Source organism: Kitasatospora sp. NPDC114501, assembly GCF_055633695.1.
Map to the genome: position 1 here is coordinate 97534 of NZ_JBVKDS010000007.1, position 25935 is coordinate 123468.

Sequence of the window (25935 nt, forward strand, 5' to 3'; positions counted from 1 at the left end):
CGCCGACCATCAATGACCCGGTGCTGACTTGATCGGACCCGCGACGGACCCGCGGCGGACCGGGATGGACGGAGACGGACGATCCAGGCCCTCGCCCAGGCCCGCGAGCAGGCGGAGTCCCTCCTCGGCGGGGCTGCCGGGGGCGGCGGACAGCACCAGGAGTTCGATGCCCGATTCGTCCGGCAGCGCGAAGTTCTCCTGGTGCAGTTCCAGCAGCCCGACCATCGGGTGCCGGTAGGCCTTGCGTCCGTGGGTGCGGGCGCGCACGTCCGCGCGGGCCCAGAGACGGCGGAAGCGCTCGCTGCCCATCGCCAACTCGCCGATGAGGGAGGTGAGTTGGGGGTCATCGGGGTACTGGCCGGCGGCCAGGCGCAGGTGGCCGACCACGTCGAGGGTGCAGGCCTCCCAGTCCGCGTAGAGGCCGTGCTCGGCTTCCTCGAGGAAGATGTGCCGGGCGGTGTTCAGGCCCGGCGTCGGGCGGCCGAGGAGGAGTCCGGCGAGGCGGTTCGCGGCGAGGACGTCCAGGCGGTGGTTCATGATCAGCGCGGGGGCGTCGGCGACCAGGTCGAGGACGCGCAGCAGCTCCGGCCGGACCCGGCCGCCCGGGGTCCTCGCGCGGCGGCGGGGCTGCCGCGCGAGGCGGTGGAGGTGCCCGCGTTCGGTCTCGTCGAGGTCCAGGACGCGGGCGAGCGCGTCGAGCACCTGCTCGGAGGGCTGGGTCGCGCGGCCCTGCTCCAGGCGTACGTAGTAGTCGACGCTGACGCCGGACAGGTGCGCGACCTCCTCGCGGCGCAGCCCGTCGACCCGTCGGCGGCTGTCGGCGGGGATGCCGACGGCCGCCGGATCGACCCGGGAACGCCGGGTCCGCAGGAAGCCCGCAAGATCGTCCATGCCCTCCAGTATGGCGTCGGCCGCGCCCGCGAGGGTGGTCCTGCCGGTACCAGGAAGTCCGGTCCGACGGAAGCGGCGCCCCTGAACGCCGGGCGCCGCGGCGTCCAGGATCGAAGGCGTCCAGGGTCGAAGGAATCCGATCCGAACCATCCGAACCATCCGAACCGTCCGATCCCGAGGAGTTCCCGTGAAGACGCTGATCGTCCACGCCCACCCGGAGCCGAAGTCGCTCAACAGCTCGCTGAAGGACCTCGCGGTCTCCACCCTGGAGAGCGCCGGCCACGAGGTCCGGGTGAGCGATCTGTACGCGATGAACTGGAAGGCGGTCGTGGACGCCGCGGACTACGGCCCCGAGGCGTCGAGCCCGCTGAGGGTCGCCCGGGACTCGGGCCGGGCCTTCGAGGCCGGCACGCTCTCCCCGGACGTCCTCGCCGAGCAGGAGAAGCTGCTGTGGGCCGACACGGTCGTCTTCCAGTTCCCGCTGTGGTGGTACACGATGCCCGCGATCCTCAAGGGCTGGGTGGACCGGGTGTTCACCCACCGCTTCGCGTACGGCGTCGGCGAGCACAGCGACACCAAGTACGGCGAGCGCTTCGGTGAGGGCACCCTCGCGGGCAGGAAGGCCCTGCTGTCGGTGACCGTCGGCGGCCCGCGGTCGCACTACGCCGCTCGCGGGATCAACGGCCCCATCGACGATCTGCTGTTCCCGTTCCAGCACGGCGTCCTCTACTACCCGGGCATCGAGGTGCTGCCGCCGTTCGTGCTGTACGGCACCGACCGGATGACCGACGAGGACTACCCGGACGTCGCCAGGGCCTGGCAGCGGCGCCTGCTCACCCTGGAGACGACCGAGCCGATCGCGTTCCGGCGGCAGAACTTCGGCGACTACGAGATCCCCTCGCTGCACCTGAAGGAGGGGCTGGAGGCCGCGGGCCGCACGGGTTTCGGGCTGCACGTGCGCGGCTGACCGCGGTCGCGGTGCCGGGCCGCGGCCGCTCAGGCCCGGCGGTCGGCCATGGCGTCGCCGACGAGGGCGGCGAGTTCGAGGTATTCGAGGAGGGCGCGGGGGCGTAGGCCGGCGGGGGTCGCCCGGGAGTGGGCGGGGAGGGTGAGGGCGCCGCGGCAGCGGGTGCGGAAGTGGGGGAGGAGGTCGCGGTCGGCGATCGGGCGGTCGGTGGGCGGGGCGGGGGTGAAGGCGGCGGCGGCCCCGCGGACCAGGCCGTCGTGGCCGAGGGCGCTGAGGTGGTCGAGGAGGGTGTCGGCGGTGCGGGCCCCGGTGGCGGAGGCCTGGGCGCAGAGGACGAGGTGGTCGGCGTGTTCCGCGGCGGCGAGCTGGACCTCGGCCGGTGCGCCCGTGGTGTCGGCGAGGACGACCGGATAGTGGCCGCGGGCCTCGCCGAGGGCCTCCCGCAGTGCGGTCGGGTCCGGCCGGACGGACCGCAGGACGAGCCGGCCGCCGGTGCGGCACTCGCTGCCGGCGGGCCCGGTGGTGGAGACGACGAGGACCGGGTCGGCGCGGTGTTCCGCGAGCAGGGTGCCGAGGACGGCGGCGACCCCGTCGGCGGTGCCGCCGAGGACGGCGGTGCGATGGCAGTCCCGTAGCGGCACCCGGATGCGTTCGAGCAGGCGTTGCCGCCGGGTCTCCCCGCCGCCGGGGAGGGCGAGCCGCCGGGTGCGCGGACGGTCCGTCCCGGAGCGCAATACGGGTGACTCGGAGGGTGCGGGCGGCGCGGGTGGCGCGGCCGGCGCGGGCAGTGCGGGCAGTGCGGACGGTACGGGCGGCGTGAGCGGTACGGGCGGTACAGGCGGTACGGGAGGCGCGGCCGGTGCGGGCAGCGGGCCGGGAGCGGTCCGGGCGGTGCCGCCCCCGGCGGGCGGCTCCGTCGCGGGGACCGCCGGTCGCGGTGCGGCCACGGTCGCTTCGGCGGTCGACACCCGGGTGAACAGCTGCCGTTCGGCGGCCGGGATCAGCACGGTGCCGAGCGGGTCGAGCGGGCGCCGGGGCAGGAGGGCGACCGGCTCGGGCCAGGCGGCCGGCGAGTAGTCGGGTGCGGCCGGGGTGGTGCCGCCCGTGCCCGCGGTGCCGTCGGAGAAAGCCATCGGATGACCTCCCGGTCCAGGGTGCGTCGGACCGGTGCCTCCGGTTCGGCCGGCCCGTACAGCCGGGAGTACGGGTGAAGGAGTCCTTCCGGTTCACTGAACCGCTCGTGGCGGAGGGCCCGTTGAGCGGGGCAGGGCGCACCGGGCGCCCCCTGTGATCGGGAGGGGCCGCATCGAAAAACCCTCCGCCCGAGCGGCTACCGATGGGTACCGTCATTCGGTGGCACCCGGCGCCCGTCGAGTGCCACCGAGTCGGAAGGAGCGTGAGTCCCGTGAACGGGACGGGGGAGGGACGCGGTATGGCCGCGGACGGACCGGAGGCGCGGGAGTTCGTCGCGGCCCTGGTGCGGTCCGGGGCGCCGAGCGTCGCCGGGCCGGCCGGGCTGGCGGTGCCCGAGGCGGCGGCGGAGGAGGTGATCGCGCTCGCCCGGCGGTTGGCGCTGCGCGCCGTGCCGGAGGGGCGGCTGTGGCCGCGGCCCGCACCGGGGCTGTTGGGCATGGCGACGGCGCTGGTGGTGGACGAGCACCCGTCGGCGCCGCGCTGGTCGGCGGCGGAGCGGCAGCGGCTGGCGACCTGGGTCGCGATGCTGATCGAGCACCGGGGCGAGGACGGGGTGCGGGAGCTGCTCCGGGCGCTCGCCGGGGGCTGACACCGGCGGGCCGTACGGCGCCCGGCGGGGGGGCCGGGCGCCGTACGGCGACGTCGGAAGGGGCCGCGGCTCACGGCCGCTAACGACCGGCCAACGGTCGCCGGCGCCCGCCAACGGTGGCACCCGGGGCCGGGTCGAGTGCTCCGGACCGAGGCGTTGGCGGATCCTTGGTGCGGACTTGGCGGCCTCCGGCAGTGTGCTGTCGCAGCCACCGCCGGGGTGTCCGGTCGGTGCCCAGCATGTCCTGCCCGTGCTGCGCCCCCTGCCCGACCTGAGAGGTAGCGCGTGTCGATGCCGTCCGTCGCCCAGCCCACGTCCGTCACTCCGCCGTCCGAGGGTCCGGCGGCCGCGCCGGAGGGCGCCGCCGCCCCGGCCCGGCCGACCCTCGACCCGGACACGCTCGCCGAGATCCACCGGCTGCACGGCGGCTACCTGCTGCGCGCGCTGCTGCGGGCCACCGGCGGGGACCGCGGCAAGGCCGAGGACATCCTCCAGGAGACGCTGCTGCGCGCCTGGCAGCACCCGGAGGCGCTGGCCGCCGGGCCGGAGGCGAGCCGGCCGTGGCTGTTCACGGTCGCCCGGCGGATCGCGATCGACCACTACCGGATGGCCGCCGCCCGCGCCAAGGAGGTGATCGGCGAGCCGGTGGAGGACAAGCCGGTCGCCGACGACCCGTACGAGCGGGTGGTGGTGGCCCGGGACATCGCGCTGGCGCTGCGCCGGGTGCAGAAGCACCACCGCGAGGTGCTGGTCGAGCTGCACCTCAAGGACCGCTCGGTGCTGGAGGCCTCGGCCCGGCTGGGGGTGCCGCCGGGGACGGTCAAGTCCCGCAACTTCTACGCGATCCGGGCGCTGCGCCCGGTGCTGGCGGCGGAGCACGGGTACGCCCCGGCGGAGCGCGGGACCGCCTCGGCCGCCGGCTGACGGCGCGGCGGTAGGGCGGTTGAGGCGGCTCCGGCTGCCCGGGCCGCCCGTCCGCCCCGGGCCGCTCGCCCGTCCGGGTCCGCGCGGGTTCAGCCGTCCGTCGGACGCTGACCGGTACGGAGGTTGAGCGACTCCTCCAGGCTGGTGGTGAACTCGCTGAGGTACCCCGCCTGGCGGTCGTGCGAGCGGAAGCGGTCGAGCGCCGTGCGCAGCCGGCCGCGCACCTCCTGCTCCCGGCCCCGCGCCAACAGGTGGGCGGCGTAGGACTGTTCGGCCACCGCGTGCAGGTACAGCAGGCCGGCCTCCTCGCACGCGGCGAGCAGCCGGTGCCAGACGAGGTCGGCGGCGTCGTCGCGGACGGTCGGCGCGAGGGCCTGCGCCTCGGTCAGCAGCGACCACAGGTGGACCTGGGTGACGGGCGTGGGCGGCAGCAGCTCGCGGGCCTCGCGGGACCGGCGCTGGGCGCCCTCCCGGTCCCCGACGGCCAGGCTCACCCAGCCCTGGTGCACCTTGGCGTCGACCAGCCGGCGGCGGTCGCCGGACTCCAGCGCGAGCGCGGTGGCGGAGGCCGCCAGCCGCGCGGCCTCGGCGGAGTGGCCGAGCATCGCGGTGACCAGCGCCAGCGTGGCGAGCGCCCGGACGCGGGCGGACGCGGCCGTGGGCCCGGCCGCGGACTCGGCGGCGGCCACCGCCCTGCGGGCCGCCTCCGCGGACTCCTGACGGCGTTCCAGCGCGACCAGCGCCTGCGCCCGGCAGTTGAGCAGCAGCGCGACCGCGACCGGGTCGCCGCACCGTTCGGCCGCCGCCTGCCCCAGCCGGGCGCAGGTGAGCCAGTCGGTGAAGCGGCTGGCGCCGTAGTAGAGCGAGCCGCAGGTCAGCGCGAGCCGCCAGGCGCGGTCCGGGTCGGTGTCGGGGGACGCGATCAGCGCGGAGACCGCCGGTTCCTCGGCGTCGAACCAGTCGAGCGCGGTGCGGATGTCGACGGCGGCCGGTACGGCCTGGGCCGGACCGGAGGGTGGGGCGGTGTCCTCCTGGCCGGGGTCGAGGAAGGCGCCGCAGTGTCGCAGGGACGCCAGGTAGTGGTCGGCCAGGCGTTCGCGGAGCAGCCGCCGGTGCCGTTCGGGCCGTTCGGCGAGCAGTCCGGCGCCGTACAGCCGGATGAGGTCGGTGCGGGCGTGGCGGCCGGGAGCGGTGCCGGTGAGCAGGTGGTGGGAGGCCAGTTCGCCGAGCGCCCGGTGGGCGGTGGCGGTGGCACCCCCCAGCAGCGCGGCGCTCGCCGGGGTGTCCACCTCGCGGCCGGGGTGGGCGGCCAGCGCGGCGAGCAGCTCGGCGGCGGGTGCCGAGAGCCGGCGGTGGGTCAGCCGGAGCCGGGCCGTGACGGAGAGGGTGCCGTCGGCGTCCAGGACGGCCAGCCTGGTGCGCTCGTCGGCGAGTTCCGCGACCAGCTCCGCGATCGTCCAGTCCGGCCGGGCGGCCAGCCGGGCGGCGGCGATCCGCAGGGCGAGCGGCAGGTGGTCGCAGAGCCCGGCGAGCCTGGCGGCGGCCCCGGGCTCGGCGCGCACCCGCTCGGGCGTCAGGGCGCGTTCCAGCAGGTGCAGGGCGTCGTCCTCGGGCAGTGCGGCCAGGCGCAGCAGGGTGGCGCCCTCCAGGGCGACCAGGCCCTCCAGGGGGCCCCGGCCGGTGACCACGGCGGTGCCGGCCGGGCCGGCGGGCAGCAGGTCGGCGACCTGGTCGGCGTCGTCGGCGTCGTCCAGCAGGACCAGCAGCCGCCGGCCCCGGGTGCGCTCGCGGTAGAGCGCGGCCCGGTCGGCGCGCCCGGCGGGGATGCCGTCCTCCGGGACGCCGAGCGCGCGCAGGAAGCCGGCCAGCACGGCCTCGGGCCGGGCCGGGCCGCCCGGTGCGGACGGTCCGTCCGGGGTGAGGCCGTGCAGCTGGGCGTGGAGCAGGCCGTCCGGGAACCGGTCGGCGCCCCGGTGCGCCCAGGCGGTGACCAGCGCGCTCTTGCCGACTCCGGCCGGGCCCACCACCAGCACCGGGCCGTCCCCGGCGCGGCCGGGCCCGCAGGCCCGGTCCAGACGGGCCAGGTCGGTGGTGCGTCCGACGAAGTCCGGGTGGCGGCGGGGGAGCCGGCGCGGGACCGCCGGAGGCTGCGGCACCGGTTCGGGGGCCGGGGAGGCGAGCGGCAGCGGCTCCACCGTACGGTCGTCGGCCAGCACCTCGGCGAGCGCCGCCCGCAGCGCCGGGCCGGGGTTGATGCCGAGTTCGTCGTCCAGCCGCACCCGGGCCTGGTGGTAGGCGGTCAGCGCCTCGGCGGGCCGTCCCGCCTGGTGCAGGCAGCGCATCAGCAGCGCCACCAGTTCCTCGCGCAGCCCGTCCGCCCGGACGCCCTGCTCCAGCAGCGGCACGGCCGACGCCCCGGCGCCCTGGCTCAGCCGCAGCCCGGCCCAGCGGAGCAGGGCGGCGGTGCGGGACTGCTTCAGCCGGTCCACCGCGGCGGTGCGGAGCGGGGTGTCGGGCAGGTCGGCCAGCGCCTCGCCGCGCCACAGCCGCAGCGCCTCCTCCAGCAGCGCCACCGCCGCGGCGCAGTCGCCGAGCCCGGCCTGCCGGTCGGCCGTGCCGGTGAGCTCCTCGAAGCGCAGCGCGTCCACCGCGCCGGCCGGCCCGGCCAGCAGGTAGCCGGAGTCCCGGGTGTGCAGCTCGAACGGGGTGCCGGCGAGCACCTTGCGCAGCGCGGCGACGTGCCCCTGCACGGCCGCCCGCGCGCTCGGCGGCGGCTGCTCGTCCCACAGCAGCTCGCACAGCTGGTCCACGGTGACCAGGTGCCCCAGCCGCAGCGCCAGCAGCGCCAGCACGGCCCGCCGCTGCGCGCCCGCCACGCTCGCGAAGCCCGCTGCCCCGACCCGCAGCTCCACCGGCCCGAGCAGCCGAATCCGCACCAGTACCCCCACCTCACCGCAAACCGCGCATCGCACCCGAAGCGACCCTCGGGCCTCGGGGTGGAGCAGTGTAGTGCGAGAACATGTCCGGTCCGCGCAGGTCGGCTGCTCCTGCCCTCGAATAACGTCCGGCGGCGGCCGGCGGTTGCACCGGCGGGCGAGCGGGCAGGCGGGCGTGGGGCGGGCAGGCGTGGGGCGGGCGGCCGGGCAGGCGGACCGGACGACCGTGTCGGACCGCCCCGGTACGGTGCCCGAGGAGGCGCCCGGCCCGGTGGGGAGGCCCCGGCCGGGCGAGGAGCGCCTGGTCGGACCTATCCTCGATCCGGCCGGGGAGTCGATGGTGGGGAGGGGAACGGGCGCGTGCACATCGATCTGCTCGGACCGGTGGTGGTGCGGCGGGAGGACGGGACGGCGGTGACGCCCTCGGCGCCCAAGCGCCGGGCGCTGCTGAGCGCGCTCGCCGTCCAGCTGAACCGGACGGTGACCACCGAGGAGCTGATCGAGCTGGTCTGGGAGGGCTGCGCGCCGCCCACCGCGCGGGCCGCCCTGCAGGGCCACGTCGCGGCGCTGCGCCAGCTGATGGACGGCACCGGGCTGGAGCTGGACACCCGCGGGTCCGGCTACCTGCTGGCCGGCGAGCCCGACCGGATCGACGTGCTGCGCTTCGGCCGGCTCTGCGAGCAGGCGGGCGTGCTGCTCCCCGACCCCGCCACCCCGGCCGGCCCGCCGGACGGCGCCTCGCCGGACCCGGCACTGCCGCTGCTGCGCGCCGCGCTGGACCTGTGGCGCGGCCCGGCGCTCGCCGACTGCGGCTCCGCCCTGCTGCGCGAGCGGACGCTCCCGTACCTGACCGACCTGCGGCTGGGCGCCCTGGAACGGCTGGCCGACGGCCTGCTCCGGGCCGGCCGGGGCGGCGAGCTGGCCGCCGAGCTCGCCGAGGCGGCCGACGGACACCCCGCCCGGCAGGCGCTGGCCGCCCGGCTGGTGCGCTGCCTGGAGCAGGACGGGCGCGGCGCCGAGGCGCGGGAGCGCTACGAGCGCGCGGTGGCCCGGCTCAGCTGGCCGCCCGGTCCGGAGCTGCGCCGGGCCGGCGAGCAGTCCGGCGCCCGGCTCGCCGCCGACCGCCGGTTCGTCGGCCGGAACGCCGAACTCGCCCGACTCGATCAGGCGTTGCCCGCGGCGCGGGACGGCCGCCCGATCCTGGTCACCGGGCCCGCCGGGGTCGGCAAGACCAGCCTGGTCCGGCAGTGGACGGCCCTGCGCGGCGACGCCTACTTCCCGGACGGCGTCCTCCGCGCCGAGCTGAACGGCTTCGGCCCGGACGGGCCGCGCGAACCCGCCGAGGTGCTGGGCGAGTTCCTCACCGCCCTCGGCGTCGCCCCGGACGCGCTGCCGGCCGACCCCGAGGACCGGGCCCGCCGCTACCGCGAACTGGTCGGCGGCCGCCGGATGCTGGTCGTCCTGGACGACGCCGCCTGCTACGAGCAGCTCGCCCCGCTGCTGCCCGACCCGCCGGCCACCGACAGCGAGCCCGCCCCGGTCACCGTCGTCACCAGCCGCAGCCGGCTGCGCCACGTGCTGGTCCGCGCCGGCGGCATCCCGCTGCCGCTGGGCGTGCTCGGCCCCGACGAGGCCGTCGCCCTGCTCGCCCGCACCCTCGGCGCGGAGCGTACGGCCGGTGAGCCGGAGGCCGTCGCCGAACTCGCCGAGCGCTGCGACCACCTGCCGCTCGCGCTGCGGCTGGCCGCCGCCCGGCTGGCCGCCCGGCCCGACTGGTCCGTGGCCGACCTCGCGGCCGAACTCGCCGACGGGCAGACCGGCCTGACCGCCCTCTCCGGCACCGGCACCGCCCGCGGCCCGCTCGGCCTCACCACCGCGCTGGACCGGACGTACCGCACGCTGGCGCCGGACGCCGCCCGGCTGTTCACCCTGCTCGGCCTTCACCCCGGCGCGGAGATCGGCTCCGACACCGCCGCCGCCCTCGCCGACCTCCCGCCCGCCGCCACCCGCACCCTGCTGACCCGCCTCGACGCCGTCCACCTGCTGGAGGAGACCAGCCCCGGCCGGTACGCCCGGCGCGAGCTGGTGCGCCGCCACGCCGCCGCACAGGCCGCCGAACTCGCCTGTGACGACCGGTACCTGGCCCTCGACCGGCTGATCGCCCACTACCTCGACGTCACCGCCGGCTGGACGGCCGAGGGCGGCGCCGCGGCCGACGGCGAGGCACGGGCAGCCGACGGCGAGGCCCGGGCGGCCGCCTGGTTCCGCCGCGAGGAGAGCGCCCTGCGTGCCGTGGTGCTCTGCGCCGAGCAGAAGGGCCGGGCCGCCGCGGCCTGGCAACTCGCCCACCGGGTCAGCCTGTTGTATGAGGCCACCGGCCACGACCGGGCGCACTGGCGGGCCGTGGTGGAGGCCGGGCTGAGCGCCGCGTACGCGGAGCGGGACGAGGCGGCGGTCGCCCGGCTCGCCACCGACCTCGCCGTCCTGCACGTCGACCGCGCCGCCCACCGCACCGCCGCCGACACCCTGGAGCGGGCCGTCGAGGCCGCCGACCGGGCCGGCGACGCGGTGCTGCGCCACCACTGCCGCAGCCGGGTGGCCGCCGCCCTGCTGCGGACCGGCCGGTACGAGCGGGCGCTGCCCATGCTCGGCGACCTGGTGGCCGCCGCCCGCACCCCGGCCACCGACCACCTGCTGGTCCGCTCGCTCACCGACCTCGCCGACGCACTGGTCCTGGCCGGCGATCCCGGGCCCGCCCTGCGCCACGCCGACGAGGCGGTGCGCGCCGCCACCACCCGCTCCGGCGGCGCCGAGGCCGTCCTCGCCACCCACAGCCGGGCCCGCGCCCTGCACGCCCTCGGCCGCCGGGACGCCGCGCTCTCCTCGGCCCGGCTCGCCGTCGCCCTCGGCCGCACCGTCGGCGACCCGGCCCTCGAAGCCCGCTCCCACGGCCTGCTCGCCGACCTGCTGGACGCCCTCGGGCGCACCGTGGAGGGTGCGGAAGCGAGACGGCTGGCCTGAGTCCCGGTCGGCCGCGGGTGGCGGAAAACCGCTGTTCGACCAGCGGAACCACAGGCGGAACTATCGGCGGTTCGACTCCCGCAGAAACCGCCCCCGCCCGGCCGTCCCGCCCGAGTGCGACCCTCCTGACCTGGGCGGATACCCTGAGGGAGGGCAGGGTACGAGGAACCTGTCCGGCCGGGCATACTTCTGCCTGGGACGAACCGCCGGAGACGACTCCAGGCAGAAGTGCGGAACTGCGCAGGACCGAACGAGTGGGGGCGGGGCATGACGGCCGGGGCCGGCACGGACACGGACACGGACATGGACACGAACGGGTTCAGCCGTCTGCTGGCCGGGCACCGGGTGGCGGCGGGGCTGACCCAGGAGGAGCTCGCCGCGGCGGCCGGGGTCAGCCTGCGCGCCCTCGGGGACATGGAGCGCGGCCGCACCCGCGGACCGCAGCGGCGCACCGTACGGGCCCTGGCCGAGGCGCTCGGGCTGGACGGCCCGCAGGCGGAGGCGCTGGACCGGGCCGCCCAGTCCGGACGCCCGCGCGGGGTGCGGCCGGGCCCGGCACCCGCCGGGAGTCCCGCCCGGCCCCGCCGCTCCGCCCCGCGCGAGAACGCCGTCGGCGAGAACGCCACCGGCCGGCCCGCCGAAGGCCGGGACACCGCCGGCCCGGACACCGCCGGCCCGGACGCCCCGCCGGCGATCCCCGTCGAGGCCGAGCAGAGCGCCCTCGCGCTGCCCCGCGACATCGCCGACTTCACCGCCCGCGAGGAGGCCCTCGCCCTGCTCGCCCGGATGGCCGAGGACGAGCGTCCGGCCCACCCGCGCGTGGTGCTGATCAGCGGTCAGCCCGGCCTCGGCAAGACCTCCTTCGCCCTGCACGCCGCCCACGCCCTGGCCGAACACTTCCCGGACGGTCAGCTCTCCCTGGACCTCGGCGGCATGTCCCCGCAGCCGCTGCCCGCCCGCGACGCGCTCGGCCAGGTGCTGCGCGCCCTCGGCGTCGCCGACGCCGCGGTGCCCGCCGGGACGGAGGAGCGGGCCGGGCTCTACCGGGCGCTGGTCCGCGAACGGCGGCTCGTGCTGGTGCTGGACAACGCCGCCGACGAGAGCCAGGTGCGCCCGCTGCTGCCCGGCTCCGGCCCGGCCGTGACCATCGTGACCAGCCGCAACGTGCTGCCCGGCCTGGAGTCGGTGCACCGGCTGAACCTGGACGTGCTCTCCCCGGCCGAGGCGGCCGGCCTGCTGGCCCGGATCGCCGGCCGGGAGCGGATCGAGGCCGCGCCCGACGCCACCGCCGAGCTGGCCAGGCTCTGCGGCTACCTGCCGCTCGCGCTGCGGATCGCCGGGCAGCGGCTGGTCGCCCGCCCGCAGCAGCCGGTCGCCCACCTGGTGCGCCAGCTCGCCGCCGAGGAGAACCGGCTGGACCTGCTGGAGACCGGCGACCTGGCCGTCCGCCCGGCCTTCGAGCTGTCCTACCGGCGCCTGCCGGTGGAGTCCCAACTCATCCTCCGCCGCTGCGCGTTGACTGCGGGGAAGGACTTCACCGCGGAGATCGCCGCGGCGTACGCGGGCCGGTCGGCGGCCCGCACCGAACTGGTGCTGGAGCAGCTCGTCGACGCCGGACTGATGCAGGCGGCCACCCCGGACCGCTACCGGCTGCACGACCTGGTGCGGCTCTACGCGGGCGAGCGGCTGGCCGCCGACGAGACCGCCGAGGAGCTGGCCGAGGCCCGTACCCGGGCGGGCCGCTGGATCCTCGGCCGGGCGGCCGAGTTCGGACTGCGGTTCGACCCCGACCACGCCACGGACGGCGCCGGCACCGGCGGCTCCGCCCCCGCGCACCTCACCGAGGCCGCCGCCTGGCTGGAGTACGAGCACCCGGAGTGGCTGGCCGCCCTGCACCAGGCGCAGCGGGCCGGCCGGTACCGGGAGGTGGTGGACACCGCCGAGGCGATGCACTGGTTCTCCGACCGGCTGCTGAGCTGGGGCATCTGGGCCGAGGTGTTCCAGCTCTCGGCGGACGCCGCCCGCGCGATCGGGGACACCCGGGTCGAGGCGGTGCACGTCAACTATCTGGCCTGGACGTACGTCACCTGCCTGCACCGCTACCAGCGCGGCATCGAACTGGCCACCGAGGGCCTGGAGTTGGCCCGCGCGGTGGGGGACCGGGAGCAGCAGGGCTGGGCGCTCACCTACCTCGCCTCGGGCCTGCGCTACCTCCAGCGGCACCGCGAGGCGACCGACGCCTTCCACCGGGCGGCCGACGCCTTCGCCGACGTCGCCAGCCGCTCGGCGATGATCGGCCGGCTGGTCACCCTGCGGGGCGCCGCCAACTGCCTGCGCGAGTCCGGCCGGGCCGAGGAGGCGGTGGAGTCGCGCCGGCGGGCCCTGGCCGGGGCGCTGGAGCTGGTGGAACGCTGGTCCTCGCCGCTGATCCACCTGCTGGCGGCCATGACCGCGCACGAACTCGGCCTTGACCGCGCGGCGTTGAAGCGCTGGCCGGCCGCCGAGAAGGCCTACCGGCAGGCCCTGGTGCACTTCGAGGCGGTGGGCCGCCCGGACAGCATGACCAAGACGCTGACCGAACTGGGCACCGCGCTGATCGAGCAGGGCCGCGCCGAGGAGGCCCGCGAGCTGCTCACCGAGGCGCTCACCGACCTGAGCGCGGAGGGCCCCCGCTCGGCGGGCGCCCGGCACTGACCGGCGTCGCACGAGCACCGCGCCGCACGGGGATCGTCCCCCACGAGGACCCGCCTCATGAGGACCGCCCCGCACGACGACCGCGCCCGCCCCCGGTCGGAACCGGGGACGGGCGCGGCGGGGAGGGCCGGACGGCCGGTCAGATCCGGGTGTCCTCCACCACGGGCAGCGAGTTCACCGGCAGCGAGCCGACCGGCAGCGAGTCGGCCGGGGCCGAGGACGGCGCGAAGGCCGTCCGCGGGGCGACGGTGGGCTGCTTGCCGCAGAAGGCCGGCTCCAGGGTGTTCATCAGCCCCTGCGTCACCGCGCCGTTGTTGGAGGCGTTGGCGAAGACCACCACGCTGCGCCGCCCGTCCGGGGTGGTGAAGGACTGGCTGTTGAAGCCCTGCACGATGCCGCCGTGGCCGTACACGTCCCCGCAGGAGAGCGAGATGCGGCGCAGGCCCAGACCGTAGGAGATCTTCGCGGTGGGCGTGGGCAGGGCGGCGGTCATCTGCTGGAGCGAGGCGTCCGAGACGAGCCCGCCGTTGCCGCCGGCCATCAGCGCGGAGAGGAAGCGGTCCATGTCCTCGGCGGTGGAGATGACGGCCCCGGCGCTCCACACCCAGGAGCCGGTCTGCTCGGTGGAGTCCAGCAGCGGCTTGGTGCGGTCGTCGTTGGTGAGGTAGCCGGTGACGTGGGCGCCGAGGATCTCCCGGTCGGGCACGACGAAGGAGGTCTTGCGCAGGCCGAGCGGCTGGATGATCCGCTCGTTCAGCACCTCCGGGAACGGCTGGCCGGTGAGGTGCTCGACGGCCAGGCCCATCAGCACGTAGTCGGTGTTGGAGTAGGAGTAGCGGCTGCCGGGGGTGTACTGCAGGCCGTGCTTGACCGACATCGCCACCAGCTCGCGCGGGTCGTACACCGTGCTGCGGATGCGCGCCTCGAACGCGCTGGTGGTCTCCTCGCCGGCCTGCTCCAGCAGGTCGTTGGTGTGGTCGAAGATCCCGGCCCGGTGCTCCAGCACCTGGCGGCCGGTCATGGTCCAGCCCTCCGGCAGGGTGCCCTCGGGCAGGTACTCCCGCAGCGGCCGGTCGAGGTCGATCCGGCCCTCCTGCGCCAGCTGCATCACGAGAACGGCGGCGAACATCTTGCTGTTGCTGCCGACCCGGTACCTCCACGAGGAGTTCATCGGAGTCCCGTCCAGGTCGGCCAGGCCGACGCTGACCGAGCGGGTCCGCTCGGTGCTGCCGTGGTCGCGGATCACCGCGAAGGCACCCGGGGCGCCGGCCGTGGTGGTGGCCTGGAGGGCGGCGCGCACACCGGCGAGGTCGGGGGCGGTCGCGTCGGTGGTGTCCTGGCCGGCGGCCGCGGCGGGCAGTGCACCGGCCGCCACCAGGACGGCGCCGGCGGCGGCTACCGCGAGCGGACGCAGAAGGCTGGTCTTCGCCATGTTCCTCGGTTCTCTCGTCAGCTGACGCGGTGTCCGACCGCGCCGTTCGAAGATCACTATCACCGGCCCGGGCGGTCGATGGCAATGTGAACCGGTTCGCCCGCATTTCCCGTTGTCGATGGTGATTTCGACGGTCTCACCGTCCGTTTCCCGCTCCGGGGCCAAGGTTTCACCTGCAGACGGCTACCCGAGTCAAGCGGCACGCCTCATGCTGTTCGGGCGCCGCCGCGCACTCCGGTGCGCTCGTCCCACCGGCTTCCCCCTCACCGACCACGGAGCTTCCCCTCCCGACGGCAGGCACCTCCGCCCCTCGCCCGGCTTGCCGGGTCGTCTCCTACCCGAGGAATTGTCATGACTTCGTCCACGAAGCCCCTGAGCCCCCGCTCCCGCCGGACCGCGACCGCGATCGGCTCCGCCGTCGCCCTGGCCGCCGCCTCCGCCGGCCTCTGGGCCGCCACCGCCCCCACCGCCCAGGCCGCCGCGCTGCCCACGCCCGACCACATCGTCGTCGTGGTGATGGAGAACCACGCCTACACCCAGGTCATCGGCAGCAGCAGCGCACCGTACATCAACAACACCCTGAAGGCGGGCGGCGCCAACCTCACCCAGTCCTACGGCATCACCCACCCGAGCGAGCCGAACTACTACGCGCTGTTCTCCGGCTCCACCCAGGGCCGCGTCGACGACAGCTGTGTGACGGTCGGCGGCTTCCAGAGCGCCAACCTCGCCTCCGAGGTCATCGCCGCCGGCAAGACCTGGGCCAGCTACAACGAGTCCCTGCCCGGGCAGGGCAGCACCGTGTGCAGCAGCGGCAGCTACGCCCAGAAGCACGACCCGTGGTTCGGCTTCGGCAACGTCCCGCTCAGCTCGGCGAAGACCTTCGCCCAGTTCCCGACCGACTACACCACCCTGCCGAACGTCTCCTTCGTGGTGCCGAACCTCTGCAGCGACATGCACGACTGCTCGGTCGGCACCGGCGACACCTGGATCAAGAACAACCTGGGCGCGTACGCCAGCTGGGCCCAGACCCACAACAGCCTGCTGGTCGTCACCTTCGACGAGGACAACAAGCTGTCCGGCAACCGCATCCCGACCGTGATCTACGGCGCCCACGTGACGCCCGGCAGCAGCAGCGCCACCACCTACAACCACTACAACGTGCTGCGCACCCTGGAGGACCTGGCCGGCACCACCGGCCACGCGGGCAACGCGGCCTCCGCCGCCGACATCACCGGCATCTGGAACTGAGGCGCGGTGATCAGGCCCTGATCCCGGTCTGGTCCTGGTCCTGGTTCGGGGCCTGATCCGGAGCCCGGTCCTGGGTGCGGTCCCGGGCCGGCGGCTGTTCGGTCGCCGGCCCGGGTGCCGTCCCTGCCGTGGCCCCGGCCCTGGCCCCGGTCCCGGCTGCCGCCTCGGCCGCCGGCCGGGCGCCGTACCGCCGGACGCCGGGTACCGCCGCCGTGCCCGCGCAGACCAGCGTCACCAGCCCCGCCGCCACCAGCAGCGGCACCTGGCTGCCCCAGGCGTCGGCGGCCAGCGGCGCCAGGACGAACCCGAGCGGGGCGCCGGCCAGCGAGAGCAGCCAGTCGTACGAGGTGACCCGGGCCAGCACCCCGGGCGGGAACTCCTGCTGGACCACCGTCTGCCAGACCGGGTTGAGGAAGCCCAGCCCGGCCAGTGCCACCGCGTGGGCGGCCACCGCGAGCGGCGCCGGGGCCGGCAGGGCGAGCGCGAGCAGTGGCAGCCCGTACAGCGCGAGGGCGAGGTTGCCGGCCAGCACCGGGCGGCGGGGCCGCAGCCGTCCGGCGACCAGCGAGCCGGCCAGCAGGCCCACCGCGCCCGCCTGGGTCAGCGCCACCCAGACGCCGTCGCCGCCGAGCCGGGTGGCGGCGATCAGCGGGCCGAGGGTGAGCAGCACGGAGTTCGCGGCGTTCCACATCCCGTGGGCGATCAGGCTGGTCCAGTACCAGTTCCGGGAGCGCACCTCGCTCCAGCCCTCGGCGAGGTTGCGGCGCAGCGAGCGCGGTTCGACGGGGACGCGGTCGACCCGGAGCCGGGTGAGCAGGGCGGCGCTCAGCACGAAGGTGGCGCCGTCCAGCACGAACGCCCAGCCGGGACCGGCGGTGTACACCAGCAGTCCGGCGAGCGCCGGGCCGCCGAACCGGGCCGCGGCGGTCGCGGAGCCGAGCAGGGCGTTGGCGCGCAGCCGCAGCTCGCCCTGGACGGTGGCCGCGACCAGCGGCGCGGCGGTGGGCATGGCGAAGGCGGAGGCGATGCCGCCGACCGCCGAGGCGAGAGCGATGTGCGGCAGGCTCGGGTCCCCGCCGAGCAGTTCCAGGCCGACCAGCAGCTGGGCGACGGCCCGGACCAGGTCGGTGGCGAGGGCGACCAGGCGCGGGTCGAAGCGGTCGCCGACCACGCCGCCGAGCGGCAGCAGGACCAGCCTCGGCACCATCGCGCAGCCCAGGACGAGGCCGAGCGCGCCGGCGGAACCGGTGGCGCGGGTGATGGCGATGGCCAGGGCGGCCGGGACGACGGCGTCGCCGAGGGTGGAGAGCGTGCGGCCGATGAAGAGCAGGCGGAAGCCGCTCAGGCTCAAGGGGTGTCGTGTCACGGGCCGCCACGTTATTTCGGTGGCGAAATTTTGGCAACGAATATTTTGGTGCCGTCGTTTCTGCTTCGGGTTTGTACACTTCTCCCATGGCCGAGCACCCTTCCGAGCAGCGCACTCCGTCCCGCGACCGGACGGAGCGCCGCGGTCGGACGGAGCCTCGTGACTGGACGGACGGCCACGTCGACCGCTGGCAACCGGCGCTGCCCGGGCTCGACCCCGACATCGAGGCCTCCGTCACCCGGATGTCCCGGCTCACCCGCCACCTCGGCCGGGTCCGCGAACAGGGCGTCGCCGACTACGGCCTGCACAAGCACGAGTTCGACACCCTGCACGTGCTCGCCGGCCGCGGCGGCCACGCCGCCCCCTCCGACCTCCGGGCCGACCTCAACCTCGCCCCGGCCTCGGTCACCGGCCGGCTGGAGACCCTGGAGCGGCGCGGCTTCGTCCTGCGCACGCCGTCCACGGAGGACCGCCGGAAGGTCGACATCGTGCTGACCGAGGCCGGGCGCGCCGCGTGGCGCGAGGCCCTGGACGTGGTCGGCCGGGAGGAGCGGCGGCTGCTGGGCGTGCTGTCCGCGGACGAGCGGCGCACGCTGGCCGACCTGCTGCGGAAGGTGATGCTCGCTCAGGAGGCCGAGGGATAGCCTGCCCGTCCCGGCGGCCGGGGTCGACCCGTGGTGCCCGTCCCTGGTATCGATAGGGACGTGCGATTCGAACTTGTGCCGGTGCCGGACGGCGTGGGGGCGCGGCCCCGGGACGGCCGGGGCTACCCGGTGCCGGCGATCACCCCGTGGCAGGACGACGTCCCGCAGTTCGCGCTGACCGACCACGGGCGCAGCGCCGACTGCGCGCTGGAACGCCGGTGCTCGGTGTGCGGGCGGTTCATGGAGCGCGGGCCGGTGTGGCGGGTGGTCGGCGCCGCCGAGAGCGCGGCGATCGCCGGGGCGCTCGCGGCCGGGCAGCCGTACCGCAACCTCGCGCCCACCATGGAGGGCCCCGGCCACCGGGCCTGCATGCTCTACGCCGCCATGGTCTGCCCGTACCTGGCGCGCCCCAACGCCCGGCGGCGGGCGAGCGCCGGGGACGCGGCCGACGAGCTGACCTCGGCCGCCGTCCGGGGTGCGGCGCGCGGCGGTACGGGCGCGGTGGTCGGGTTCGGCGACTACGAGTACGCGGTCACCGAGACCCGGGTGCTGTTCCGTTTCCTGGACGTGGTCGAGTTCCTTCCGCACGAGTCGGCCGACGAGCACCTGGCGGAGCTGCGCGCCGAGTTGGCGAGGACCTGCTAGCACTCCCGCAGGGCTTCGACGTTTTGCCTGTTCGGCGGCTGTGTGCGGTGAGTGTGGCGGGCTGATGGCCCATCGGGGGCGGCTGGTGCCAACGCCGTGCGGACAGCGGCTCTGGCGGCTGTGTCGTACCGGCGTCGACCCCGACCGGGCCGGCTTCACCGTCGGCCTGAACGCCGCCCGCGACCCGGCCATCCCGGGCCGCGGGCGTCGTCGCGGACACCGTCATCGACCTCGTCGGCCATCTCCGGCATTCAAGCGCTTGGCGTGCTTGGCACGCGGCCCTGAGTCCGCCGACAGCCCATGTCGAACGAAAATTTGATTCATCGAAACGTTTGTCGAACGGGAAGGTGCCTCGCTAGCCTCGCAACTGGTCGAAGCGCTTCGACACTTCCGTGAGGAAAGGCCCACCGCAGGGGGGCCAATGCCTCTGCCTCGAGATCCGACGCCGATCCGGCCACACCGGGCGGGCATCGGCCGGCAGTGCCACCAGTAACCAGATCCGCACGCTGGAGGAAGCATGGGCAGACAACGATGTCGATCCGCGGTCGCGACGGCCGGCCTGGAGCGGGCGGCACGCGTCGGCAGGAGGGGAGGATGGATGAGGAAGGCGGCCACGGCGGCGGTCATGGCCCTGAGCGTCATGGCGGGCAGCACGGCGTTGGCATCACCGGCGTCCGCGGCGACGTTGACCCGGGTCGACGACTTCGGCTACAACCCCACGAACATCGAGATGTACGAGTACGTGCCGGCCAAGCTGCCCCGTCATCCGGCGGTGCTCGTGGCCGCGCACTGGTGCACCGGATCCGGCCCCGACATGTTCAACGGCTCCGAATTCGCGTCACTGGCAGACCAGTACGGATTCATCGTGGTCTACCCCTCGATCACCGGCGACATCAAGTGCTGGGACGTCGCGTCGGACGCCGCACTGAAGCACGACGGCTCCAGCGACCCGGCCGGCGTGATGTCCATGGTGCGATGGGAGATCGCGAACCGCGGCGCCGACCCGCATCGGGTCTACATGACCGGCATCTCCTCCGGCGCGATGCTGACCAATGTCATGCTCGCCGACTACCCGGACGTGTTCAGAGCCGGGTCGGTGTTCATGGGCGTGCCGTACCACTGCTTCTACACCGGCACCTTCCGCGGCTGGAACAGTGACTGCTCCACCGGCAAGATCACCAAGACCCCGCAGGAGTGGGGCGACCTGGTCCGCGCCGCCTATCCCGGCTACCGCGGGCCACGGCCGCGTATCCAGCTGTGGCACGGCACCGAGGACAACGCCCTCGACCACCACAACCTGGGCGAAGAGATCAAACAGTGGACCGACGTCCACGATGTCGGCCGGACCCCGGTCTTCACAGACCAGCCCCAGTCGACCTGGACAAGGACCCGCTACGGCAACGCGAGCACGAGGCCACCGGTCGAGGCCAACAGCTTCCAGGGGTACGGCCACGAGCTGCCCAAGCCCGGTATGGCACTGCTGGCCCTGAGGTTCATGGGCCTGGCACCCTAGGTCTGGTCCGGTCCAGGACCGGTACTCCAGCAGGGCTTCGACGTTCTGCCTGTTCAGAGGCTGTGTGCGGTGGGTGTGGCGGGCTGATGTCCGATCAGGGGCGGCCTTCGTGAGGCCGCCCCTCGATCGTGTGCGGCCGACGCTGGTAGTGGCGGTGGCGGGCGACGGCCTGGCGTTGTCGGCGCCAGGTGGACCAGTTCGACGCGTGAGTGCGGGGCCGGGGTCGTCGATGACCAGGACCCCGTCGTCGGCGCCGAGGCGTTCGGCCACGTCGTGCTGGAGCCCGTCGAGGTGGAACGTCGAAGTCCTCTGGAGTGCTGGGGCCTGTGGCCGACGTGGTCCCCGGCGACCCGGCCGGGTCGAAGCGCCCGGGTCAGACCGGGCGGGTCTGCGCCCAGTCGTGGAGGCGGTGGGCGCTGTCACCGAGGCGGGTGGCGTACAGGGTGCCCGCCGGGCCGCCGGCGAGCTCGTCGGTCGTGGTGGTGACGCCGACGACGGTGCCGGTCCCGGTGGCGGGGTCGAAGCGGGCGAAGTGGGGGCCGCCGCTGGCCCCGTGCGACATGTCGCAGGGGCCGCCCCACAGCAGCGGGGCCTTGGGCCCGGGCCGGGCCGGGCCGGCGCAGTGGATCATGCGCGAGCCGGTGTACCTGCCGCGGGGATCGTTCAGCCGGTCCTTGGGATACCCGAAGGCGTGGGTGAACTCGCCCTCGACGGGCGGGGTGAACGCGATCCGCTGGCTCCCGGTGACGTCCGCGACCCGTCGCCCGTCGGCCGACCGGTTCGCCACCAGGACCCCGGTGTCGTAGCCGGCCACGGCGACGTCGTCCGACCCGGTCCCGCCCGGATCGGCGTCCCAGCGGGAGGAGGTGGCCATGGACCTGATGGTGAAGCCGCCGAGGGGCTTGGTGCCGTTGCGGTAGCCGGGCACGAAGTAGAGGTTGTGGTTCCAGGTGTCGTCGGTCGAGGGCGCCCCGACGCCCCGCAGGCAGTGCGCCGCCGTGATGAGGGTGCTGCGGTTCGCGCCGGTGACGACCGTCGCGGTGCAGCTGCCGTCGTAGCCGTCGGAGAAGGTGAAGAAGAGCCGGCCGACGGTCCGGTCCACCGCTCCGCCGTGGGTCCAGACGGCCCCCGGGTCCGGGGTGTCGGCAGGCAGCGGCCGGGGGTCGTCGGGCGTGTCGTCGTCCTCGGGCACGGGGGTGATCTCGGGGACCAGGGCGCCCGCCAGCTTCATCCGGACGGGCGTCCAGTAGGCGTCGATCCGGCTGCGCTCCTGCGCGGTGGTCGCGCCGGAGTGCGTCGTGACGGTGTCCCGCTCCGCGGCGACGGCCGCGTTCGGCGGCAGCACCGCCGCCGTGGTCGCACTCAGCAGGAGGGCTCCCACGGCGGCGAGCCTGCGGGGCAGGGCGCGGTCGGTGGCTGGTGTTCCAGGTGTCTTCGGCATGTGCGGCACGGTAGGCGCGGGACGTCAGGATCGCGTGTGGACCGCGTCTCGGCCCGCCGTCGGAAGGATCAGGTTCCGGTAACGGCGTCTCGGCCGTGTATCGGTCGCCGCCGCCGTGGCCGCCCGGCCGATCGCCCGTCAGGGGCGGTACGAGGGAAGGCCCTTGATGGTGGAGACCTGGGTCGGCGCGGCCGAGCCGTCGGCGGGCAGGGTGCTGACGCCGTCCGGGGTGCGGACCGCGATGGTCTTCCCGTCGGGGGACCAGGCGGGCTGGGTGTAGTCGGTGGCGGCCGCCGGGGTGAGGTCCTTCTCGGCCTTCTGGTCGCCCTGGGTGGAGCGGGTGAACAGGTGGTCGTGCCCGTTCACCGAGCGGACGAAGACGACGTGCTCGCCGTCCGGGGAGAGGGCCGGCTGGGAGCCCTTGCCCAGGTCCCGGGTCACCGGCCGGATGTAGTCGTCGTAGAGGTACACCTCGTTGGCCGGGGTGTTGGCGTAGACGATCTCGCCCCGGTGGCCGCCCGCGTTGGCCCAGGTGTTGCCGGTCTGCGGCGGCTGCGGCACCGGATCGCCGCCGCCGTCGGAGGTGCCCGGGGTGAGCACCTGGGGGGCGGCGCCGGGGGACTTGGTGAGCGCCTTCGCCAGTCGCAGCGTGCCGCCCTTCTCGGAGGTGAAGACGACGGCCGCGTAGCGCTCCAGCGCCTCGGCTCCGGCGGTGACGCTCGGGTCCGCGGTGGCGTGCTGCCAGGTGGGGTGGGACCAGGTCTCGCCGCCGGGGTTCTTGGCGAGGACGACCTTGCCGGTGCCGTCCGGGTTGGCGGTCATCAGGTCGCCGTTGCCGCTGACGAAGGCGGCCTTCTTGCCGTCGGGGGACCAGGCCAGGTCGCGGACGACGGTGCCGAAGTCGACGGTGGTGCCGTTCAGCGCGACGGTCTTCGTGCCGGTGGAGATGGTCAGGTGGTTGGCGGCCGAGGTGCCGTTGACCTCCTTGCCGCCGGGCGCGGCGCTGCCGGATGGGGCGGGGGCGCCGGGCGCGGCCGTGCCCGGCGCCGCCCCGGGCGCGGTGCCGGCCGGGGCGGCCGTGGGGGCCGCGGTGGGAGCGGAGTCGCCGTTCTCCGGTCCGCAGGCGGAGACCAGGACGGCGCCGACGCTGACCATCAGGGCGATCGCCGCGGTGGTGCCGAACCGGTTTCGCACGGAGCTGTTGCGCACGGTCATCTTCCAGGTCCCCCTCTGGTGCTGTTCGCTTCCGAGAAGGAGCCTCGCAGCGCGAGGTCAGCGGCGGATGCGTGCCGTGTCACAGCCGTGGAACAGCACGGGCGGGCCATGCCCCGGGGGCGGTTCGGGATCAGAGCCCGGGATCAGAGCCCGAGGTCGGTGAGGCCGGGGTGGTCGTCGGGGCGACGGCCGAGCGGCCAGTGGAACAGCCGCTCGTCGGGGGCGATCGGCAGGTCGTTGATGGAGGCGTGCCGGTGGGCCATCAGGCCGTCGCGGTCGAACTCCCAGTTCTCGTTGCCGTAGGAGCGGAACCAGCGGCCGGCCTCGTCGTGCCACTCGTAGGCGAAGCGGACCGCGATGCGGTCGCCGCCGTACGCCCAGAGCTCCTTGATCAGGCGGTAGTCCAGCTCGCGCTGCCACTTGCGGGTGAGGAAGTCCGCGATCCGCTCGCGGCCGGTGAGGAACTCCGAGCGGTTGCGCCAGCGGCTGTCCGGTGTGTAGGCGAGGGCGACCCGCCGGGGGTCGCGGGTGTTCCAGGCGTCCTCGGCGGCCCGGACCTTCAGGCGGGCGGTCTCGTCGGTGAACGGGGGCAGGGGCGGGCGCTGCTCGGTGCCGGTCTCGGGCATGGGTGCTCCTCGGAATGGGTGTTCCGTCGGTGAGAACGATCGTTCTCACCGCTGTGGCTACGATAGGAGAACCATCGTTCTCACGCAAAGGGCAAGGAAGATGGAGCAGGAAGACCCCCGGACCCGGATCCTCGACGCGGCCGAGGAGCTGTTCTACGGCCAGGGCATCCAGGCCGTCGGCATGGACGCCGTCCGGGCCGCCTCCGGCATGACCATGCGCCGCCTCTACCAGCACTTCCCGTCCAAGGGCGAGCTCGTCGAGGCCTACCTGCTGCGCCGCGACGGCCGCTGGCGGGCGAGCCTCGCCGGGTACGTCTCGCGCGCCGGGGGCTCCCCCCGGGAGCAGCTGCTCGCGGTCTTCGACTGGCTCGGCCGGTGGTTCGCCGAACCCGGCTTCCGGGGCTGCGCCTTCGTCAACTCGCTCGGCGAACTGGGCGCCGTCAGTCCCGCGGTGGTGGCCGCCGCCCGGCACCACAAGTCGGAGTTCGGCGGCTACCTCGCGGCCCTGGCCGAAGCCGCCGGAGCCCCGCCCGCCACGGCCGTCCACCTGACCCTGCTGGCCGAGGGCGCGATCACCAGCGCCGCCGTGCACGGCGATCCGACGGCGGCGGCCGACGCCCGGGAGGCCGCCCGGGTGCTGCTGGACGCGTTGCCCGCCCGGTAGCCCGGTAGCCCGGTAGCCCGGTAACCCGGTAGCCCGGTAGCGCGGGAGCCAGGGAGCCCCGGCATAACTGACGAGGCGTCATGAGGCTCGAACGTCGCGGGCCGAACCGCAGGCGGCACGTGCTTTCCGCCCGAACACGCGTTTATCGCCCATTGATCGACAGCGCCTAGCCTCGGGCGCATGGACGAGAGAGCGGCCGAGCGGCCGGGGGCGTTGCCCGAGGGGCGGATGACGGAGCAGGACACCGAGCGGTTCCGGCAGTTGCTGGCGCGGCTGGAGGACTCGCTGGTGGTGGACCGGAAGGCGGCGCGGCGTGATGCCTGAGTGCGCCGAGCTGTGCCCGCCGGCGGTGCTGCCGGTTCCGGTGCTGCCGCTGTGGCAGCGCGGCGAGGCCGAGGGGTACCTGGACGCGGACCGGCCCGGGGTGCTGCGGGGGCACCCCGGGCCGGTGGTGGCCGGTCGGGTCGGTCGGCCCGGTCAGGACGGGAGGGCCGGAGCGGAGCCGGCGGGCTGACCGGTCAGCCGCCGCAGTCGCAGCAGCAGCCGTCGCAACAGTCGCACCCGTCGCAGCAACTGCAGCAGTCACCGCAACCGGAGCAGTCGCAGCAGTCGGGGCAGTCCACGTCGTGCCGCTCGCAGAAGCCCTTGCGGGGCTCGCGGGTGAACGGGTGGTTGTGGTCGCAGCAGAGCAGCTGGCAGGTGCAGGCCATCAGCGCCCACACCGCGCACCCGGCGAGCAGGTTGCGCGGGTTCGGCGGCTTCTGGCCGGGCGGGGTGAAGCCGGGGCCCTGCGGCACCCACGGCGGGATCGGCGCCTGGCCCGGCGGAGCCTCCTGAGGCGGCGCCTGGTGCGGGTGCTCGCCGGTGGCGGTGCCCGGCGCGTCCGGGCGGCGGCAGCTCGCGGTGTGCCGGGCCTGGCCGAAGACCCGGTCGACGGCCCGCTCGGTCTCGTGCGCGAGCAGCACGTGCACCAGGGCGCGGTCGGTCAGCTCGACCTCGCGCAGCGCGAGCCGGATGCCGTGGACGGCGTCGCGGCAGAGCCGCTCGGCCTCGGCGCGGTCGGTGCCGGTGGCGGTCAGCGGGTTCCAGGCGCCCGAGGCCGCGTCGGCGGCCTGGTCCTCGGCGGCGTCGAGGAGGTGGGCGAGCCGGCCGAACAGTCGCCCGGCCTCGGCGAGCGGGGCGGCGTTGCCGGGGCGCCCGGCGATCACGGCGGTGTGCGCGAAGGCGGCCGAGGTGGCGGTCTCGGTGGGCTCGGTCACCAGCAGGACGGACCCGCCGGGCCGCAGCGAGCGCTCCAACTCGCCCTGCCGGGAGGCCGCGTCGAGCAGCACGGCGGTGTCGAAGCCGATGGTCGAGGCGCTGCCCGCGCTCTGCCGGTCCCAGCGCCGGGTGACGGCCCGGGCCCCGGCGGCGACCGGGCGGCGGGCGAAGACGCCGTCGCGGTCCTCGACGTGGTCGCGGATCTTGACCGAGGCGAGCGCCAGCGAGACGGCGGCGGCGAGCCGGGCGCCCTCGCCCTTGGCGACGGAGGCGGTCCGCATGCCGCGCAGCGGGCACGGCCCGGCGGTGCGGCGCCAGGAGGAGTCCTCCTGGGCGGCCTGGGCCTCGACCAGCACCGAGATGATCAGGCCGTCGTAGTTGGTCGCCGTCCGGGCGAGCTGTCCGTGGTCGTCCCGCAGTGCGAGGCAGAGCCCGCACAGGTGGGCCATCCAGGAGGTCTGCAAGCGCTCGGACAATCGGTGCCTGCACGGTTTGATGATGCCGAACATGCGGGTCCCCCTCGCCTCACGGGCCGCCGACCGGCCCCGATTCGCCGCACATCATATGATCAGCGCCCCTTTGGGGCCGAGCGCCCGTCGAACCGCGACCCGGCCGGCGGCGGGAGCCCGCGGCGGGCGCGCGCCCCGGCTCGGGCTGCCGCGTAC

At 75.4% G+C, this 25935-nt stretch carries 21 protein-coding genes; 12 read left to right on the forward strand and 9 right to left on the reverse strand.

All coding sequences use genetic code 11. The features are described 5' to 3' along the window. Window positions 1-9: 9 nt before the first annotated feature. Entirely contained in the window at window positions 10-891 is an 882-nt protein-coding gene (locus tag ACZ7RU_RS14775; RefSeq protein WP_470341315.1) for a helix-turn-helix transcriptional regulator, read from the reverse strand. A 187-nt stretch (window positions 892-1078) separates the two neighbouring features. Here ACZ7RU_RS14775 and ACZ7RU_RS14780 point away from each other — a divergent pair, with 187 nt between their 5' ends. After that, the gene (locus ACZ7RU_RS14780; protein WP_470341316.1) at window positions 1079-1858 is read left to right on the forward strand and encodes an NAD(P)H-dependent oxidoreductase; all 780 of its coding nucleotides are present in this window, start codon (window positions 1079-1081) and stop codon (window positions 1856-1858) included. A 29-nt stretch (window positions 1859-1887) separates the two neighbouring features. On the opposite strand, the gene ACZ7RU_RS14785 is transcribed toward ACZ7RU_RS14780, so the two are convergent. Continuing rightward, window positions 1888-2991 carry a hypothetical protein gene (locus tag ACZ7RU_RS14785; protein ID WP_470341317.1) on the reverse strand — a complete coding sequence of 368 codons (1104 nt, stop codon included), beginning with the start codon at window positions 2989-2991 and terminating at the stop codon, window positions 1888-1890. 299 nt (window positions 2992-3290) lie between these two features. Here ACZ7RU_RS14785 and ACZ7RU_RS14790 point away from each other — a divergent pair, with 299 nt between their 5' ends. Together ACZ7RU_RS14790 and ACZ7RU_RS14795 are read left to right on the forward strand one after the other, a co-directional pair. Then, window positions 3291-3641, forward strand: a complete 351-nt coding sequence (locus tag ACZ7RU_RS14790; RefSeq protein ID WP_470341318.1) for a hypothetical protein — start codon at window positions 3291-3293, stop codon at window positions 3639-3641. 291 nt (window positions 3642-3932) lie between these two features. Then, complete coding sequence (locus ACZ7RU_RS14795; protein ID WP_470341564.1) at window positions 3933-4565, forward strand: sigma-70 family RNA polymerase sigma factor; 633 nt, start codon at window positions 3933-3935, stop codon at window positions 4563-4565. 89 nt (window positions 4566-4654) lie between these two features. Here the strand turns inward: ACZ7RU_RS14795 and ACZ7RU_RS14800 are convergent, their stop codons facing one another. Further along, window positions 4655-7501: an AfsR/SARP family transcriptional regulator gene (locus ACZ7RU_RS14800; protein ID WP_470341319.1), complete on the reverse strand. Its 2847-nt coding sequence runs from the start codon at window positions 7499-7501 to the stop codon at window positions 4655-4657. A 360-nt stretch (window positions 7502-7861) separates the two neighbouring features. On the opposite strand from ACZ7RU_RS14800, the gene ACZ7RU_RS14805 reads away from it, so the two are divergent. Beyond that, window positions 7862-10522: an AfsR/SARP family transcriptional regulator gene (locus ACZ7RU_RS14805; protein WP_470341320.1), complete on the forward strand. Its 2661-nt coding sequence runs from the start codon at window positions 7862-7864 to the stop codon at window positions 10520-10522. 303 nt (window positions 10523-10825) lie between these two features. Beyond that, window positions 10826-13216 carry an ATP-binding protein gene (locus tag ACZ7RU_RS14810; RefSeq protein ID WP_470341321.1) on the forward strand — a complete coding sequence of 797 codons (2391 nt, stop codon included), beginning with the start codon at window positions 10826-10828 and terminating at the stop codon, window positions 13214-13216. A 139-nt stretch (window positions 13217-13355) separates the two neighbouring features. Here ACZ7RU_RS14810 and ACZ7RU_RS14815 read toward each other — a convergent pair whose 3' ends face one another. Further along, a complete protein-coding gene (locus tag ACZ7RU_RS14815; protein WP_470341322.1) occupies window positions 13356-14648 on the reverse strand; it encodes a serine hydrolase domain-containing protein in 1293 nt (430 codons plus the stop codon). 351 nt (window positions 14649-14999) lie between these two features. Here ACZ7RU_RS14815 and ACZ7RU_RS14820 point away from each other — a divergent pair, with 351 nt between their 5' ends. Next, the gene (locus ACZ7RU_RS14820; protein WP_470341323.1) at window positions 15000-15896 is read left to right on the forward strand and encodes an alkaline phosphatase family protein; all 897 of its coding nucleotides are present in this window, start codon (window positions 15000-15002) and stop codon (window positions 15894-15896) included. A 10-nt stretch (window positions 15897-15906) separates the two neighbouring features. Here ACZ7RU_RS14820 and ACZ7RU_RS14825 read toward each other — a convergent pair whose 3' ends face one another. Next, complete coding sequence (locus tag ACZ7RU_RS14825; protein WP_470341324.1) at window positions 15907-17262, reverse strand: MFS transporter; 1356 nt, start codon at window positions 17260-17262, stop codon at window positions 15907-15909. Between the two features lie 86 nt (window positions 17263-17348). Between ACZ7RU_RS14825 and ACZ7RU_RS14830 the strand changes: the two genes are divergently transcribed. The 3 genes from ACZ7RU_RS14830 (at window position 17349) to ACZ7RU_RS14840 (ending at window position 20064) form a co-directional block, all read left to right on the forward strand. Further along, on the forward strand, window positions 17349-17906 hold the full coding sequence (locus tag ACZ7RU_RS14830) for a MarR family winged helix-turn-helix transcriptional regulator (protein WP_470341325.1): 558 nt from the start codon (window positions 17349-17351) through the stop codon (window positions 17904-17906). Window positions 17907-17966: 60 nt separating this feature from the next. Next, on the forward strand, window positions 17967-18551 hold the full coding sequence (locus tag ACZ7RU_RS14835) for a hypothetical protein (RefSeq protein ID WP_470341326.1): 585 nt from the start codon (window positions 17967-17969) through the stop codon (window positions 18549-18551). A 598-nt stretch (window positions 18552-19149) separates the two neighbouring features. Then, the gene (locus ACZ7RU_RS14840) at window positions 19150-20064 is read left to right on the forward strand and encodes an extracellular catalytic domain type 1 short-chain-length polyhydroxyalkanoate depolymerase (protein WP_470341327.1); all 915 of its coding nucleotides are present in this window, start codon (window positions 19150-19152) and stop codon (window positions 20062-20064) included. Between the two features lie 373 nt (window positions 20065-20437). Here the strand turns inward: ACZ7RU_RS14840 and ACZ7RU_RS14845 are convergent, their stop codons facing one another. From ACZ7RU_RS14845 to ACZ7RU_RS14855, 3 genes are all read right to left on the reverse strand, one after another. Next, window positions 20438-21505, reverse strand: coding sequence for a trypsin-like serine peptidase (locus ACZ7RU_RS14845; RefSeq protein WP_470341328.1), 1068 nt, complete (start codon window positions 21503-21505; stop codon window positions 20438-20440). A 138-nt stretch (window positions 21506-21643) separates the two neighbouring features. After that, window positions 21644-22720 (reverse strand): TolB family protein, encoded by a 1077-nt coding sequence (locus ACZ7RU_RS14850; RefSeq protein WP_470341329.1) that lies wholly within the window; start codon window positions 22718-22720, stop codon window positions 21644-21646. Between the two features lie 143 nt (window positions 22721-22863). Then, entirely contained in the window at window positions 22864-23346 is a 483-nt protein-coding gene (locus ACZ7RU_RS14855; RefSeq protein ID WP_470341330.1) for a nuclear transport factor 2 family protein, read from the reverse strand. A 100-nt stretch (window positions 23347-23446) separates the two neighbouring features. Between ACZ7RU_RS14855 and ACZ7RU_RS14860 the strand changes: the two genes are divergently transcribed. The 3 genes from ACZ7RU_RS14860 to ACZ7RU_RS14870 all read left to right on the forward strand — a co-directional run bounded on the left by ACZ7RU_RS14860 (window position 23447) and on the right by ACZ7RU_RS14870 (window position 24524). Beyond that, on the forward strand, window positions 23447-24010 hold the full coding sequence (locus tag ACZ7RU_RS14860; protein WP_470341331.1) for a TetR/AcrR family transcriptional regulator: 564 nt from the start codon (window positions 23447-23449) through the stop codon (window positions 24008-24010). A 180-nt stretch (window positions 24011-24190) separates the two neighbouring features. Then, entirely contained in the window at window positions 24191-24334 is a 144-nt protein-coding gene (locus ACZ7RU_RS14865; protein WP_470341332.1) for a hypothetical protein, read from the forward strand. After that, window positions 24327-24524: a hypothetical protein gene (locus ACZ7RU_RS14870; protein WP_470341333.1), complete on the forward strand. Its 198-nt coding sequence runs from the start codon at window positions 24327-24329 to the stop codon at window positions 24522-24524. Before ACZ7RU_RS14865 ends, ACZ7RU_RS14870 begins: the two co-directional genes overlap by 8 nt. A gap of 4 nt (window positions 24525-24528) precedes the next feature. On the opposite strand, the gene ACZ7RU_RS14875 is transcribed toward ACZ7RU_RS14870, so the two are convergent. Next, complete coding sequence (locus tag ACZ7RU_RS14875) at window positions 24529-25779, reverse strand: DUF5685 family protein (RefSeq protein WP_470341334.1); 1251 nt, start codon at window positions 25777-25779, stop codon at window positions 24529-24531. Between the last annotated feature and the right edge of the window lie 156 nt (window positions 25780-25935).